This window comes from Pseudomonas sp. 14P_8.1_Bac3, assembly GCF_025466085.1.
In the GTDB taxonomy this organism is placed as follows: Bacteria; Pseudomonadota; Gammaproteobacteria; order Pseudomonadales; family Pseudomonadaceae; genus Aquipseudomonas.
Genome location: NZ_JANLOD010000014.1, coordinates 79,831 through 95,026, shown reverse-complemented (window position 1 = coordinate 95,026; position 15,196 = coordinate 79,831). Strand labels below are relative to the sequence as shown.

Genomic DNA, 15,196 nt, shown 5'->3' with positions numbered 1-15,196 from the left:
CCCACCCCCCCCCCCCCCCCCCCCCCCCCCCCCCCCGCTCCCACATTTGTTTGCGGTGCTCTCAAGGTTTTATGTCCGTTGTTAGGGTGCCGTTTCTAATTATTCGCCCTACTTTGTGCATGAGCCCGACACTTTCGCGGGCAGTTCCTCAAACCTTCTGCGCGTGAGGTGCACCATGGCCAAAGTAATTTTGAAGAAAAAAATCGACGCTTCGACAACCGCCCTGAGCGACGTCAAATCCTATGCCCGCAAGATCTGGCTGGCAGGCCTGGGTGCCTACACCAAGGTCGGACAAGAGGGCAGCGAGTACTTTCAAGAGTTGATTAAAGAAGGTCAACTTGTTGAAAAGAAAGGCAAAAAACTAGTTGCCGAGAAACTTGAAGCGGCCAACTCCGAGATCGATGAAGCGAAGAGTGAAGTGAGCACTTTCAAAGGCAAGGTCGAACTTCAACTCGACAAAGTCGAGAAGGCGTTTGACTCGCGTGTCGCAAGTGCCTTGAATCGTATCGGCATTCCGTCTAAACATGACGTGGAGACACTGTCTGCTAAGCTCGATGAGTTGACGGCATTGCTCGAACGCGTCGCGCGTAAATCTTGAGGAGAACGGGATGGCTGGTAAAAAGAATACTGACAAAGAAGGCAGCTCGTGGATTGGGAAAGTCGAAGACTACTCCCGCAAAATCTGGCTGGCTGGTTTAGGCGTGTACTCGAAGATCGACACTGACGGCAGCAAGCTCTTCGATACATTGGTCAAAGACGGCGAGAAAGCCGAGAAGCTCACCAAAAGCGCTGTCGGCAAGAAAGTCGATGACGTCAAGGATTCCGCTTCATCGGCAAAATCGCGCATCGGCGGCGTGAAGGATCGCGCGCTGGGCAAGTGGGATGAGCTCGAAGGGGCTTTCGACAAGCGCCTGAACAGCGCCATTTCGCGCCTCGGTGTACCGAGCCGTAACGAAGTGAAGGCGCTGCACAGCAAGGTCGATACCCTGACCAAGCAGATCGAAAGGCTCACCGGTGCCAAGGTGGCGCCTGTTGCGGCGAAAACCGCGGCAGCCAAACCGGCGGCTAAAACGGCCGCTGCCAAACCAGCGACCAAAACCACTGCCAAGCCATTGGTGAAGGCGGCTGCCAAAGCGGTTGCCAAGCCAGCCGCCAAGGCCGTTGCCAAAACCGCTGCTGCTAAACCGGCAGCCAAGGCAGCAGTCAAGGCTGCAGCCAAACCGGTCGCCGCCAAAGCCGCTGCCAAGCCAGCCGCTAAACCGGCCGCCAAAACGGCAGCCGCCAAGCCGGCAGCAAAACCAGCCGCTAAACCTGCTGCGGCTAAACCAGCCGCTAAAACGGCGGCAGCCAAACCTGCAGCCAAGCCAGCGGCAAAACCTGCCGCCGCGAAAAAACCTGCAGTGAAAAAACCGGCGGCAGCGAAAGCCGCTGCACCTAAACCAGCAGTGGCTGCCGCCAAACCGGCAACCCCGTCGACTCCGGCCAGCACTTCGAACTCCGCTACCGCGCCGACCCCTGCTGCAACCCCGACTGCCGCGCCGACACCATCGACGCCAACCAGTCAGTCCTGATTTTCAGGGCCCAAAAAAACGCCCGGCCTGCATAGGTCGGGCGTTTTTTGTTTGCACACCCTCCTGTGAACATCGCGAATCCTTTGTAGGCGCCAGCAAGCTGGCTCCTACAGGTTTCCATACAGGTCAGTCGTGTTCTTCGAGATACTGCGACGCCATCTTCTCCGTCGCCGCCTTCACCGCCGGCAGCAAGTGCGGCGCCACCAGCATCATGATCTGATAGACCACCAGCCTGACCTCACCCTCACGATCGAGAATCCGCTGATAGTCCAACGAGAACAGCAGGGTCATGGTGATCTGCTCAACCAGTTGCCCCAACGCCTGGGTATCGCTGACCAGTTGCCCTTGCGCCTTCAGCCGGGCGAGCAATGACGCCAGCGTGCGTTTCAGCGCATTGAGCAGGTTGCGTATGCCCTTGGCCAGTTTCGGCAGGCGCCCGGCCAGGTTCGACAGGTCCTGAAACAGGAACCGATAGTGCGACAGGCGTTCGACGATCAGGTGCAGGAACAGCCAGTAATCTTCCGGTGCCAGTTCCACGTCGGAAGGCGGGTCGAGCAGCGGCGCGAGTTCGGCCTGGAAGCGCTCGAACAAGCCAAGGATCAGCGGTTCCTTGCCGTGGAAGTGGTAGTAGAGGTTGCCCGGGCTGATGCCCATTTCGTTGGCAACTTCCATGGTGGAGACGTTCGGTTCGCCCTTCTGGTTGAACAACTGCAGGGCACACTCAAGGATCCGGTCGCGGGTTTTCATCCAGTCTTCTTAATGATCATGCCAGGCCAACCTCCTACAGGCTGGCGACTGGCGCGGCTTTTCAGGGTCAGCGCACGCGCACGTAGGTGCCGGGTGCCGCCTCCAATGGTGGATAGTTCGAATTGCCCAGGGCCATGTGGGTTTCCTTCAGTGCGCCCGAGCGTTCCTGAATCCAGCCCAGCCATTGCGTCCACCAGCTGCCGTCAACCTGCTTGGCGTCGTAATACCAGGCCCGTGGATCGGTGCTCAGCTTGGTGCTTTCGATGAAGTTGGCTTTCGGGTTGGAAGGCGGGTTGAGGATGCTTTGCACATGACCGCTGTTGGACAGCACGAAGCGCCGCTCGCCACCCAGCAGCAGGGTTGAGCGATACACCGCATCCCACGGCGTGATGTGGTCGTTGATACCGGCCACACTGAAGCTGTCGACGGTGACTTTCTGCAAGTCGATCGGCGTGCCACACACTTCCAGACCCCCCGGATGAGTCAGCGGGTTGTGCTTGAAGAAATCCAGCAGGTCGCCGTGTAAGGCGGCCGGCAGGCGCGTGTTGTCGTTGTTCCAGTAGAGAATGTCGAACGCGGGCGGCTCTTTGCCCAGCAGGTAGTTGTTGACGAAGTAGCTCCAGATCAAGTCATTGGGGCGCATCCAGGCGAAGACCTTGGCCATGTCACGACCGTCCAGCACGCCTTTCTGATACGACCGGCGCTTGGCCGCCTCCAGGGTTTGCTCGTCGGCGAACAGCGTGGCCGGGGTGTCCATCTGGCTGTCGAGCAGGCTCACCAGGTAGGTCGCACTGGATACGCGGCGCAACTGCCGTTTGGCCTGCAAATGACCTTGCAGCGCAGCGATGGTCAGCCCGCCAGCGCAAGCGCCCATCAGATTGACTTCGCGGGCACCGGTGATCGCCCGACACACGTTCATCGCTTCTTCCACGGCTTCGACGTAGGTCGAGAGGCCCCATTCGCGATGACGCACATCCGGGTTGCGCCAGCTGATCATGAAGGTCTGCAGACTGTTTTTCAGGGCGAACTGCACAAAGCTGTTGCTCGGGCTCAGGTCGAAAATGTAGTACTTGTTGATCTGCGGGGGCACCACCAGCAGCGGTTTGGCGTACTGCTTTTCGCTCATCGGCTTGTACTGGATCAGCTCCAGCAGCTCATTGCGAAACACCACCGAACCGGTGGTCGTGGCGATCGTTTTGCCGACCTCGAAAGCCTGTTTGGTCACTTGCCGCGGCAGGCCGTCGTTGTGCAGGAGATCGTCGAACAGGTGACTGATGCCGCGCACCAGGCTGTTGCCCCCGGAATTGAAAATCTCCTTGATTGCCAGCGGATTCAACAAAGTGTTGGACGGTGCCACCGCATCGTTGAGCAGGGCGAAGGCGAAGTGGGCGCGTGCCCGATCGTCCGGGTTCATGTTGCTCTCGTCGATCCAGCTTTTGACCTGTTTCTGCCAGCTCAGGTACGCCTGCAGGCTGCGGCGGTAAAACGGGTTGAGGCTCCAGGCCGGATCGGCGAAGCGGCTGTCCTGCGGGTTGGTCGGGTGCAGGGTTTCACCCAGCAACACACGCCCCAGTTGACCCCCCAGTTTCAAGGCGTGACGGGCGCTGTGCACCGGGTTGCGCAGACCATGGGCGGCAACACTGCGCAGGGTCGAAATCAGATCCCGACCGCGCAGGCCGGTAATCGCACTCTGTGCGTTGATGAATGCGGCGGGAGTAGACAAAAACTCCCTCGCTGGTTTCTCGCGCATGAATCAACACTCCTTCGTCTTCAGGCCAAAAACAAACACACCGAACCAGAACACCATAGACGCTGTAACGGTTTGTTGCGCGGCACGGCATCCTGCCGGGCGATGTAGGGTCGGTTAACCGCCCAATGGCGCCGGATGCGGATGCATCACGGCACGCTGCCGTTCTTCCTCGAGGAACTTCATGATGATCGGCGCCACCGCTTCGGCGCGGGTGATCAGGAACAGATGCCCGTCATCGATAATGTGCAATTGCGCGTTGGGAATCCGCCAGGCCAGCACGCGCATGTTGATCAGCGGGATCAACGGATCGTCGTCGCCGGCCAGCACCAGCGTCGGCTGGTGGATCTTGTGCAGCCAGTGAATGCTGGTCCAGCCGAGGCCGGCGAACAGCTGCCAGTAGTAGCCGAGCTTGCCCGCCGAGCGCACTTTCGCTGCGTGGCTGGCTGCAAGGGTCGGGTCGCGACGGAACGAGCCGCCGTAGATCATCGGGGCAATGCGGATTACGTGCGACGGCTGGATGTAGCGCCGCGGGCTGGCCATCATCCACAGCACTTTCGGCTTGCCCGGCACCATCACCGCTCCCGCGGCCGTGGCCGCCAGCACGAGTTTTTTGCAACGTTCCGGGTAGTCGTAGGCGAACTGCTGGGCGAGGGCGCCCCCCCACGACACGCCGATCACGTTGACCTGCCCGTAGTCGAGATAATCGAGCATCCGTGCGGTGAGTTTGGCCAGGCCCGGAAAACGGTACGGCCGGCTCGGCGTCGATGAGCCGCCCACGCCGGGGACATCGAAGGCGATGACTTCGAGGTCCGGGTCCAATGCCGCGACAAACGGAAACACCAGCTCCAGGTTGGCGCCGATGCCATTGAAAATCAGCAAGGGCGTCAAGTGAGGCTTGCCGGGGCGTACCGCCGTGCGGAGGGTCTGGCCATCCAGGTCGACGGTACGAAAAATGAACGGTTGCGGCATGCTTCTGGCCCTGTGGGTGAATTCATCCCCGATCCCTTTAGGAGCGAGCCCGCTCGCGAAAAGCGTCAGGGCAACGCGTTAACCAGATTGCGCGCGTTACCGTTAACGACCATCGCGAGCAAGCTCGCTCCTACAGGTGGGGCGAGGGGTGTCGGTTACCGCTCATGAACGTAAGTGCCCGGCGCGGCTTCGCCCGCCGGATAAGCCTTGCTGCCTAAAGTGGTCGGGGACTTCTTCAGCTTGCCCGAACGCTCTGCCTGCCAGGCTTGCCAATGCAGCCACCAGGAATCGGTGTGTTTGGTGGAGTTTTCCTGCCAGTCCTCAGCCTTGTGCGGCATTTCGCTGCTGGTCATATACCGTGACTTCGGGTTACCCGGCGGGTTCAGAATGCTTTGGATGTGGCCGCTGCTCGATAGCACGAACTCGACGTTGCCGCCGAACAGTTGCGCCGACTTGTAGCAGGACTTCCATGGCGTAATGTGGTCGTTGGTGCCGGCCAGGGAAAAGATGTCCGCCGTGACCTGTTTCAGGTCGATCGCCGTGCCGCACACTTCCAGTGCATTCGGGCGGATCAGCGGGTTGTTTTTGAACATCTCGATCAGGTCGCCGTGGAACGCAGCGGGCAGGCGTGTGGTGTCGTTGTTCCAGAACAGGATGTCGAACACCGGCGGCTCGTTGCCCAGCAGGTAGTTGTTGACCCAGTAGTTCCAGATCAGATCGTTGGGGCGCATCCAGGCGAAGACTTTCGCCATGTCGCGGCCTTCCAGCACACCGGCCTGATAGGAGTGGCGCTTGGCGGCTTCGAGGGTCTGCTCGTCGACGAACAGGGCCACGTCGCTGTCCAGGGTGGTGTCCAACACGCTCACCAGCAAGGTCAGGGCATTGACCTTCTTTTCGCCGATCGCGGCGTAATGGCCCAACAGGGCGGTGCAGGTGATGCCGCCGGAGCAGGCGCCGAGCATGTTCACGTCTTTGCTGCCGGTGATCGCGGTGACCACGTCGACCGCTTCCTTGAGCGCTTCGATATAGGTCGACAGGCCCCACTCGCGCTGCTCCTTGGTCGGGTTGCGCCAGCTGACGATGAACGTCTGCACGTGATTGCGCAGGCAGAAACGCGCCAGGCTTTTGTCCGGGCTCAGGTCGAATACGTAGAATTTGTTGATCTGCGGCGGCACCACCAGCAACGGGCGTTCATGCACCTGCTCGGTGGTCGGCCGGTACTGGATCAGCTCCAGCACGTCGTTGCGAAACACCACCGCGCCTTCGGTCACGCCCAGGCTCTTGCCCACTTCGAACGCGCCCATGTTGACCTGGCTCGGCATGCCGCCGTTGTGCACCATGTCTTTGGCCAGGTGCGAGAGACCGTCAAGCAGGCTTTTGCCGCCGGTCTCGAAGAAGCGTTTGACCGCCGCCGGGTTGGCCGCGCTATTGGTCGGGGCCATGGCTTCGGTCATGAGATTGATCACGAAGTGTCCGCGCGCCACATCCTTGGGAGCGAGGTTACTGTCGTCGATCCAGTCGTGGAGTTCCTTGCGCCACGCCAGGTAAGTCTGCAGATAACGTTTGTAGAGCGGGTTCTGGCTCCAGGCCGGATCCGCGAAGCGACGGTCATCACTGGTCGGTTGCAGCTCGGATTTGCCGAACAGCACGTTCTTGAGTTCAAGGCCGAAATGAGCGACATGCTTGGCGCTGTGTATCGGTTGCCTGATGGCCTGCCTGAGCACCATTCGAGCAGAAGCCAGTAGATCCTTTCCACGCAGCCCAACGACAGGATTCAGCCCCAAGGTGTTTTCCGAGGCTTGATACTTCAAGTCATCGTTATTCTTGTTACTCATCTACGACGCTCCATTGTCCTGAGACGAGTACCAGGGTCCAGCTGTGTCAGTACACAGCCAATGCCAGGTACTACTGCTCGGGTGACCGTTAATACTGCACCGCTGCTTTTTGTTCGCAGAGAGCACTGCAGGGAACTTGCCAGCTCCATTGGTTACCCGAGTTTAATTTTTTTCGCAAGCAGGCCAATGACTGGCCCTGCGGCCAAGCATTCAAACAGATGAAATTAGAAAATGCCCTCTAATGCGCAAGAGGCACGGATTAGAGCATCAGTTTGACAACCGACTCGCTCGGATCGCGGGTTTTTCCGGCGGCTTTCAGTTCGGCAAGATAATCGTTCCAGAGAGCTTCCTGGCGCACGCCCAACTGGTACAGGTAGTCCCAGGTGAACAAGCCGCTGTCGTGGCCGTCGTCGAAGGTCAGTTTCAGTGCGTACTGACCGGCCGGTTCTACCTTGGTCAGGCCTACGCCGATCTTGCCAAATTGCAGGATAGGTTTGCCGTGGCCCTGGACCTCGGCGGAAGGAGAGTGCACGCGCAGGAATTCGGCGGGCAGATGATGTTCCTCGCCGGATGCGTATTTCAGCGACAGGGTTTTCGAGGCTTTGTGCAGTTTGACGTCGGTGGGGAGTTGGGTCATGGCCGGCAATCCATTTGTGCGGCGAATGCGGTCAACCTGTGGGAGCGGCTTGCTCGCGATTGCGGTGCCTCAGAGAACATTGAGTCGACCGAGACACCGCATTCGCGAGCAAGCCCGCTCCCACAGGTCCGCGTTGGCCTGTGGGTATGGCTTACAGGATATAACGGGAAAGGTCTTCGTTCTGCGCCAATTCGCCGAGGTGGCTGTTGACGTAGTCGGCGTCGATCTCGATCACCTTGTCGTCGTGGGCGCTGGCCAGGTCGCCGGCACTGAACGACACCTCTTCGAGCAGGCGCTCAAGCAGCGTGTGCAGACGACGGGCGCCGATGTTCTCGGTTTTCTCGTTGACCTGCCAGGCGATCTCGGCGATGCGCTTGATCCCGTCCGGCTTGAACTCGATGCCCAGGCCTTCGGTTTTCAGCAGCGCGCAATACTGCTCGGTGAGCGACGCATGGGGCTCACTGAGAATGCGCTCGAAGTCTTCCGGCGTCAGCGCCTTCAGTTCGACCCGAATCGGCAGGCGGCCTTGCAGCTCGGGCACCAGATCGCTCGGCTTGCTCAGGTGGAATGCGCCGGAAGCGATGAACAGGATGTGGTCAGTCTTGACCATGCCCAGTTTGGTATTGACCGTGCAGCCTTCGATCAGTGGCAGCAAATCGCGCTGCACGCCTTCGCGGGACACGTCGACGCCACCGGAATTGCCGCGCTTGGCGACCTTGTCGATTTCGTCGATGAACACGATGCCGTGCTGCTCGACCGCTTCCAGGGCCTTGGCCTTCAACTCTTCATCGTTGACCAGGCGGCTGGCTTCTTCGTCGCGCACCAGTTTCAGCGCTTCCTTGACCTTGATCTTGCGGCTCTTGCGTTTGCCCTTGCCCATGTTGGCGAACAGGCTCTGCAACTGGTTGGTCATTTCTTCCATGCCCGGTGGCGCGGAGATGTCGACGCCGGCCACTTCGGCGACTTCGATCTCGATCTCCTTGTCATCCAGCTGGCCTTCGCGCAGGCGCTTGCGGAACAGCTGGCGGGTGTTGGAATCGGTCGACGTAGCGGCGTCTTCGTTGAAACCCATGCGCGCCGGTGGCAGCAGGGCGTCGAGGATGCGCTCTTCGGCAGCGTCTTCGGCGCGGTGGCGAACCTTGGTCATTTCCTGTTCGCGCAGCAGTTTGATCGCGGCGTCGGCGAGGTCACGAATGATCGACTCGACGTCCCGGCCGACATAGCCGACTTCGGTGAACTTGGTCGCTTCGACCTTGATGAACGGCGCGTTGGCCAGTTTCGCCAGGCGCCGGGCGATCTCGGTCTTGCCGACACCGGTCGGGCCGATCATCAGGATGTTCTTGGGGGTAACTTCAACACGCAGCTCTTCCGGCAGCTGCATCCGGCGCCAGCGGTTACGCAGTGCGATGGCGACGGCGCGCTTGGCATCGTCCTGGCCGATGATATGGCGATTGAGTTCGTGGACGATTTCACGGGGAGTCATGGACATAGTAATTGGCGGTCCTCAAGCAAAAGCAAGCCGTGGCGCGAAGGCCGGAACAGGCTTACTCGGCGAGGTCCTGCTCCTCAATGGTGAAGGTGTGGTTGGTGAATACGCAGATGTCGCCGGCGATGCCGAGCGCGGTTTCAACGATTTCCCGCGCGGACAGATCGGTTTTCTTCAACAGCGCGCTGGCGGCGGCCTGGGCGTAACCGCCGCCGGAGCCCATGGCGATCAGGCCTTGCTCAGGCTCGACCACGTCGCCGTTGCCGGTGATGATCAGGGAGGCGTCTTTGTTGGCGACCGCGAGCATGGCTTCGAGGCGGCTGAGGGAGCGGTCGGTGCGCCATTCTTTGGCGAGTTCGACGGCGGCGCGAACCAGGTGACCCTGATGTTTCTCGAGCTGGCCTTCAAAGCGTTCAAAGAGGGTGAAGGCGTCAGCGGTGGCTCCGGCAAAACCGGCAATGACCTGGCCGTGGTACAGGCGGCGAACTTTCTTCGCGTTGCCTTTCATCACGGTATTGCCGAGCGAAACCTGGCCGTCGCCGCCCATGACGACTTTGCCGTGGCGGCGAACTGAAACGATGGTGGTCAAGGGAGAGTCTCCACGCAGCGGGGCGAAAATGCCTTCTGCCCATTCATATGGGGGTGGTGGAGCGGATTTCAACTGTGGGGTAAGGGAGGGGACGAGCGGTGTTTGGTCCTGGGGATAAGGGGTGTCTGGGCTGACGCCTTCGCGGGCGAGCCCGCTCCCACAGGCCCAGTGCCGAGCACATATGTTGTGTTCGACACAAATCATCGTGGGAGCAGGCTTGCCCGCGAAGAACGATAACGCGGTGCTGCTGGCGAAATCAGCGGTTCTGGCGTTGTTGTAACAACAAGTTGCTAAACCCGGCGCCGGCCAGTTGCTTCTGCGCAGTGGTCAGCTGTTCGCGGTTGCTGAACGGCCCAACCAGCACCCGGTACCAGGTTTCGTCCTTCACGGTGCCAGACTCAACCGCCACCGCCTGCCCCAGCAGGATGATCTGCGCCCGCACCTTGTCCGCATCCGCCTCTTTGCGGAACGACCCGGCCTGCAGGAAGAACTTGGTCACCGGTGCCGCCTTGGCGACCGGCGGTGCCGGTGGCGGCGTAATGCCTGCCAGCGCTGCCTGAGCCCGCGCGGTGTCGATCTTCGCCGCTTCCGCCGGTGTGACCGGGGTGGTCGGCACGGCCGGCGTTGGCGGGGTTTTCTCCGGCACGGCGTCCGGCGGCACGATGACTTCCGATTCCGGCAGCAAGGTGTAGAAGTCGTACTTCGGCTTCACCGGTTGCGTCGGGCTCGGCGGGGTCTTGTTGGCCTCGGCGATCTTCGACGCTTTCTGCTGTTCGATTTTCTCGCGCTTGACGCTCTCGCTGCCCTTGCCCGGTTCCAGCTTCATCAGGAACACAATGAACGCGCCGACCGCCAGGCCGATGGCCATCCACAGCCAGCCCGGGATCGGTTGCTTCGCAGGAGCTTGGTAACGGCTGGCGCCACGCTTGGGTGCAGGTTTTTTCTTGGCAGCCAACTTACATACGCTCCAGAGTTTCCAGGCCCAACAGTTCCAGGCCTTGCTTGAGAGTGCGGCCGGTCAGCGCGGCGAGGCGCAGGCGGCTCTGCATTTGCGCCGGGGTGTCCGCGCTGAGGATCGGGCAGTTCTCGTAGAAGCTGGAGAAAAGGCCGGCGACATCGTACAGGTAGGTGCACAGGATGTGCGGCGTCCCTTTGTCGGCAACGTTGTTCAGCACTTCGCCGAACTGCGCGAGTTTCGCGGCCAGTTCGTGCTCGTGGGCGGCTTCGAGGACGATCTGGCCTTCGACTTCGCTGAAGTCCTTGCCGAGCTTGCGGAACACGCCGGCCACGCGGGTGTAGGCGTACAGCAGGTACGGCGCGGTGTTGCCTTCGAAGTTCAGCATCAGGTCGAAGTTGAAGCTGTAGTCGCTGGTGCGATGCTTGGACAAGTCGGCATATTTCACCGCGCCAATGCCCACGACCTTGGCGATGTTACGCAACTCGGTTTCGGCCAGCTCAGGGTTCTTGTCCTTGACCAGGGTGTAGGCGCGCTCCTGGGCTTCGGTCAGCAGATCGATCAGCTTCACGGTGCCGCCGTCGCGGGTCTTGAACGGACGGCCATCGGCACCGTTCATGGTGCCGAAGCCCATGTGTTCCATTTCCATCGGGTGCGTGACGAAGCCGGCCTTGCGGGCCACGGCGAACACTTGCTGGAAATGCAGGGCCTGGCGCTGGTCGACAAAATACAGCGCGCGATCAGCTTTGAGTTTACCGCTGCGATAACGCACGGCCGCCAGGTCGGTGGTGGCGTAGAGGTAGCCGCCGTCAGCCTTGACGATAATCACCGGCAGCGGGTCGCCGTCGGCGTTCTTGAACTCGTCGAGAAACACGCACTGGGCGCCGTTGCTTTCGACCAGCATGCCTGCGGCCCTGAGGTCGTTGACCACGTTGACCAGATCGTCGTTGTAGGCGCTTTCGCCCATCACATCGGCCATGGTCAGTTTCACGTTCAGCAGTTCGTAGATTTTCTGGCAGTGCGACAGCGAAATGTCTTTGAACTTGGTCCACAGCGCCAGGCAGTCGGCATCGCCGGCCTGCAGCTTGACCACCAGGCCACGGGCACGATCGGCGAACTCTTCGGATTCGTCGAAGCGTTGCTTGGCGGCGCGGTAGAAGTTTTCCAGATCCGACAGCTCGTCGCTGGTGATCGGGTTTTCCTGCAGGTAGGCCATCAACATGCCGAACTGGGTGCCCCAGTCGCCCACGTGGTTCTGCCGGATCACTTCATCACCGAGGAATTCCAGTACCCGGGCCACGCCGTCGCCGATGATGGTCGAGCGCAAGTGGCCGACGTGCATCTCTTTGGCCAGGTTCGGCGCCGACAGGTCGACCACCGTGCGCTGCACCGGGCCGGCCTTGCGTACGCCGATGTGCGCGTCGGCCAGGGCGGCGTCCAGGCGCGAAGCCAGGGCGTCGGTGTTCTGGAAAAAATTCAGGAAGCCAGGGCCGGCGATTTCGGCCTTGCTGACGTTCTCGTCGGCCGGCAGCGCGGCGATGATTTTCTCGGCCAGGTCGCGGGGCTTCATACCGGCCGGCTTGGCCAGCATCATCGCGATGTTGCTGGCGAAGTCGCCATTCTTCTTGTCGCGGGAGTTTTCCACCTGGATCGCCGGCGACAGGCCTTCAGGCAACACACCTTCGTTGACGAGTTGGGTGATGGCTTGTTGGATCAGCTGGCGAATGGTGTCTTTCATGGTCTTCTCTTTCGACCGCAAGCGCGGCGGCGCTTCGATGCGCTGGTGGAAAAACTGGGCATTATCCGTTGCGAAGGCGGGCTTGCCAACTATAGCGGGCAGGTTGTGGATATGTGGTGACTAATCCACCGCAATCACTGTAGGAGCGAGCTTGCTCGCGATGTAGGTCAACGATGAAGCGTTTTACTGGTTGCGCGCGGCACCCTCGGGTTCATCGCGAGCAAGAACTAGGCGTCCCCCTCGCTCCTACAGGGGTGAGGGCATTCTTCAAATCAATACAAATCGACCGGGTCGACATCCAGCGACCAGCGCACCGCTCGCCCGCTCGGCATCTGCTCCAGCACCAGCAACCAGCTGGCGAGCAGCCGATGCAGGGGCGCCCGGGCCGTCGCCTGCAATAACAACTGCGCCCGGTAGCGTCCGGCCCGGCGTTCCATGGGGGCCGGCACCGGCCCGAGTAACTCGATCCCGGTCAGATTCTGCTCGGCCAACAGGCGTTCAGCCTCGTTGCAGGCTTCATCCAGGAAACCCTCGGCCTGCCCCGGTTTATGCGCTTCGGCCCGCAGCAGCGCCAAATGTGCAAACGGCGGCAACCCGGCCGAACGCCGCTCGCTCAGCGCTTGCTCGGCAAAGGCGAAATAGCCTTGTTCGGTCAATTGCACCAGCAGCGGATGGTCCGCCAAATGTGTCTGGATAATGACCTTGCCCGGCTCTTCAGCGCGGCCTGCCCGTCCGGCGACTTGCACAATCAACTGCGCCATGCGCTCGCTGGCGCGGAAGTCGCCGGAGAACAAGCCGCCGTCGGCATCGAGAATCGACACCAGCGTCACCCGTGGAAAGTGATGCCCTTTGGCAAGCATCTGCGTGCCCACCAAAATGCATGGCTGGCCTTTCTGAATGGTCGCGAACAACTGATTCATCGCGTCTTTGCGCGAGGTGCTGTCGCGATCGACCCGCAACACCGGAAAGTCCGGGAACAGAATCGCCAGGCGCTCTTCGGCACGCTCGGTGCCGGCCCCCACGGGGCGCAAATCGACTTTGCCACATTTCGGGCAGTGCCGCGGAACACGCTCGACTTCGCCGCAATGGTGGCAACGCAGTTCACCGGAGCGTTGGTGCACGGTCATCCGTGCATCGCAGCGCTGGCATTCGGACATCCAGCCGCAGTCGTGGCACAACAGGGTGGGCGCGAAGCCCCGGCGATTGAGAAACACCAGCACCTGCTGCCCGGCCGCCAAGGTCTGACCAATGGCTTGCTGCATCGGCCCGGAAATGCCGCTGTCCAGCGGACGACTTTTCACATCCAGGCGCAGGAAGCGCGGTTGCCTGGCGCCACCGGCGCGTTCATTCAGGCGCAGGAGGCCGTACCGGCCGGTGTAGGCGTTGTGCAGGCTTTCCAGCGATGGCGTGGCGGAACCGAGCACGATCGGGATGTTTTCCTGCCGTGCGCGCACCAGGGCCAGATCGCGGGCGTGGTAGCGCAAGCCTTCCTGCTGTTTATAGGAGCCGTCGTGCTCTTCGTCGATGATGATCAGGCCGGGGTTCTTCATCGGCGTGAACAGCGCCGAGCGGGTGCCGATAATAATGTCGGCGTCACCGTCCCGGGCGGCGAGCCAGGCGTCCAGGCGTTCACGATCGTTGACCGCCGAGTGGATCAGCGCGATGCGGGCGTTGAAGCGTTGTTCGAAGCGCGCCAGGGTCTGTGGGCCGAGATTGATCTCCGGGATCAGCACCAACGCTTGCTTGCCTGCTTCGAGGGTTTCGCGGATCAGTTGCAAATAGACTTCGGTCTTGCCGCTGCCGGTGACTCCGGCCAGCAGGAACGCGTGGTAACTGTCGAAGCCGGCGCGAATCGCCTCGTACGCGGCGCGCTGTTCCGGGTTGAGCGGCAGCTCAGGTTGCGCCAGCCAATGCTCGTGGCGCGCGCCGGGGGCGTGTTTGCGAATTTCGACGTGCACCAGCTCCTTGGCGAGCAGCAAGTCGAGGCTGTCCTTGCTCAGCATCAATTTGCTCAGCAATTGATGGGCGACGCCGTGGGGGTGCTGGGCCAGGGTCGCCAGGGCCTCACGCTGACGCGGCGCGCGGGCGATGCGCGGGTCATCGAGGCTGGCGCCGGGCGCGGCGGACCAGAAGCGTTCCTGGCGCGCTTCGGCCAGTTCGCCCTGGCGCAGCAGCACCGGCAGCGCCCAGCTCAAGGTGTCGCCCAGGCTGTGCTGATAATACTGGGAGGTCCACAGGCACAACTTGAACAGCGCGGGCGGCAAGGGTGGCGTGGCGTCGAGCAGGGCCAGGGCCGGTTTGAGCTTTTCCGCCGGGACTTCGCTGGTGTCGGTGACCTCCACCAGAATCCCGATCATCTCCCGCCGGCCGAACGGCACTCGCAGACGCATGCCCGGCTGCAACTGGGCGCGCAGCACCCCGGCCGGGGCGCGGTAATCAAACAGGCGGCGCAGCGGCGAAGGCAGGGCGAGGCGCAAAATGGCGTCGGGCACGCGGGGGGATCTCGATAAACAAAAAAATAACAGCTGGGCCATTGGAGCGGCGATTGGATCGGGAGCCTAGCAGACGGTCGGTAGAAGGGACAGCTTGCGTGATTGGCATTGTCTGGTAGAATCCGCGGCCTAATTACGTGCGGTATTCAACAATGGTGTTGAGTGGCGGCACGCTAGCCTGAGGAATACATCATGAAAGCCGATATCCATCCAACATACGAAATCACCGCAGTTACCTGCAGCTGTGGCAACAAGTTCGAAACCCGTTCGAACCTGGCCAAGCCTCTGGCGATCGACGTATGCAACGAGTGCCACCCGTTCTACACCGGTAAGCAGAAAACTCTGGATACTGGCGGTCGTGTACAGCGCTTTGCAGACCGTTTCGGTGCTTTCGGCAAGCCTAAAGCTGCTGCTGCAGAGTAAGGTT

Annotated in this window: 13 protein-coding genes; 3 read left to right on the top strand and 10 right to left on the bottom strand. The window is 61.1% G+C overall.

The genetic code is table 11. The annotated features are described in order from the left end of the window. The first annotated feature begins 175 nt into the window (after positions 1 to 175). Both NTD84_RS05030 and NTD84_RS05025 read left to right on the top strand, forming a co-directional pair. On the top strand, positions 176 to 598 hold the full coding sequence (locus NTD84_RS05030) for a phasin family protein (protein ID WP_262163905.1): 423 nt from the start codon (positions 176 to 178) through the stop codon (positions 596 to 598). A gap of 10 nt (positions 599 to 608) precedes the next feature. Then, complete coding sequence (locus tag NTD84_RS05025; protein WP_262163904.1) at positions 609 to 1,571, top strand: phasin family protein; 963 nt, start codon at positions 609 to 611, stop codon at positions 1,569 to 1,571. A gap of 126 nt (positions 1,572 to 1,697) precedes the next feature. Here NTD84_RS05025 and NTD84_RS05020 read toward each other — a convergent pair whose 3' ends face one another. From NTD84_RS05020 to NTD84_RS04975, 10 genes are all read right to left on the bottom strand, one after another. Beyond that, positions 1,698 to 2,318 carry a TetR/AcrR family transcriptional regulator gene (locus NTD84_RS05020; RefSeq protein WP_262163903.1) on the bottom strand — a complete coding sequence of 207 codons (621 nt, stop codon included), beginning with the start codon at positions 2,316 to 2,318 and terminating at the stop codon, positions 1,698 to 1,700. Positions 2,319 to 2,385: 67 nt separating this feature from the next. Next, a complete protein-coding gene (gene phaC, locus NTD84_RS05015) occupies positions 2,386 to 4,068 on the bottom strand; it encodes a class II poly(R)-hydroxyalkanoic acid synthase (protein WP_262163902.1) in 1,683 nt (560 codons plus the stop codon). Between the two features lie 114 nt (positions 4,069 to 4,182). Then, positions 4,183 to 5,037: a poly(3-hydroxyalkanoate) depolymerase gene (gene phaZ, locus NTD84_RS05010; RefSeq protein ID WP_262163901.1), complete on the bottom strand. Its 855-nt coding sequence runs from the start codon at positions 5,035 to 5,037 to the stop codon at positions 4,183 to 4,185. Between the two features lie 155 nt (positions 5,038 to 5,192). After that, positions 5,193 to 6,872 carry a class II poly(R)-hydroxyalkanoic acid synthase gene (gene phaC, locus NTD84_RS05005; RefSeq protein ID WP_262163900.1) on the bottom strand — a complete coding sequence of 560 codons (1,680 nt, stop codon included), beginning with the start codon at positions 6,870 to 6,872 and terminating at the stop codon, positions 5,193 to 5,195. 259 nt (positions 6,873 to 7,131) lie between these two features. Then, complete coding sequence (locus tag NTD84_RS05000) at positions 7,132 to 7,509, bottom strand: DUF971 domain-containing protein (protein WP_262163899.1); 378 nt, start codon at positions 7,507 to 7,509, stop codon at positions 7,132 to 7,134. A gap of 151 nt (positions 7,510 to 7,660) precedes the next feature. Beyond that, entirely contained in the window at positions 7,661 to 8,998 is a 1,338-nt protein-coding gene (gene hslU / locus NTD84_RS04995) for an ATP-dependent protease ATPase subunit HslU (RefSeq protein ID WP_262163898.1), read from the bottom strand. Between the two features lie 55 nt (positions 8,999 to 9,053). Continuing rightward, a complete protein-coding gene (gene hslV / locus NTD84_RS04990) occupies positions 9,054 to 9,584 on the bottom strand; it encodes an ATP-dependent protease subunit HslV (protein WP_090176604.1) in 531 nt (176 codons plus the stop codon). Positions 9,585 to 9,840: 256 nt separating this feature from the next. Continuing rightward, complete coding sequence (locus NTD84_RS04985; protein ID WP_262163897.1) at positions 9,841 to 10,539, bottom strand: SPOR domain-containing protein; 699 nt, start codon at positions 10,537 to 10,539, stop codon at positions 9,841 to 9,843. Position 10,540: 1 nt separating this feature from the next. Further along, a complete protein-coding gene (argS, locus tag NTD84_RS04980; protein ID WP_262163896.1) occupies positions 10,541 to 12,277 on the bottom strand; it encodes an arginine--tRNA ligase in 1,737 nt (578 codons plus the stop codon). Between the two features lie 272 nt (positions 12,278 to 12,549). Then, complete coding sequence (locus NTD84_RS04975; RefSeq protein ID WP_262163895.1) at positions 12,550 to 14,769, bottom strand: primosomal protein N'; 2,220 nt, start codon at positions 14,767 to 14,769, stop codon at positions 12,550 to 12,552. A gap of 192 nt (positions 14,770 to 14,961) precedes the next feature. Here NTD84_RS04975 and rpmE point away from each other — a divergent pair, with 192 nt between their 5' ends. Continuing rightward, a complete protein-coding gene (gene rpmE / locus NTD84_RS04970; protein WP_262163894.1) occupies positions 14,962 to 15,192 on the top strand; it encodes a 50S ribosomal protein L31 in 231 nt (76 codons plus the stop codon). Positions 15,193 to 15,196: the final 4 nt, after the last annotated feature.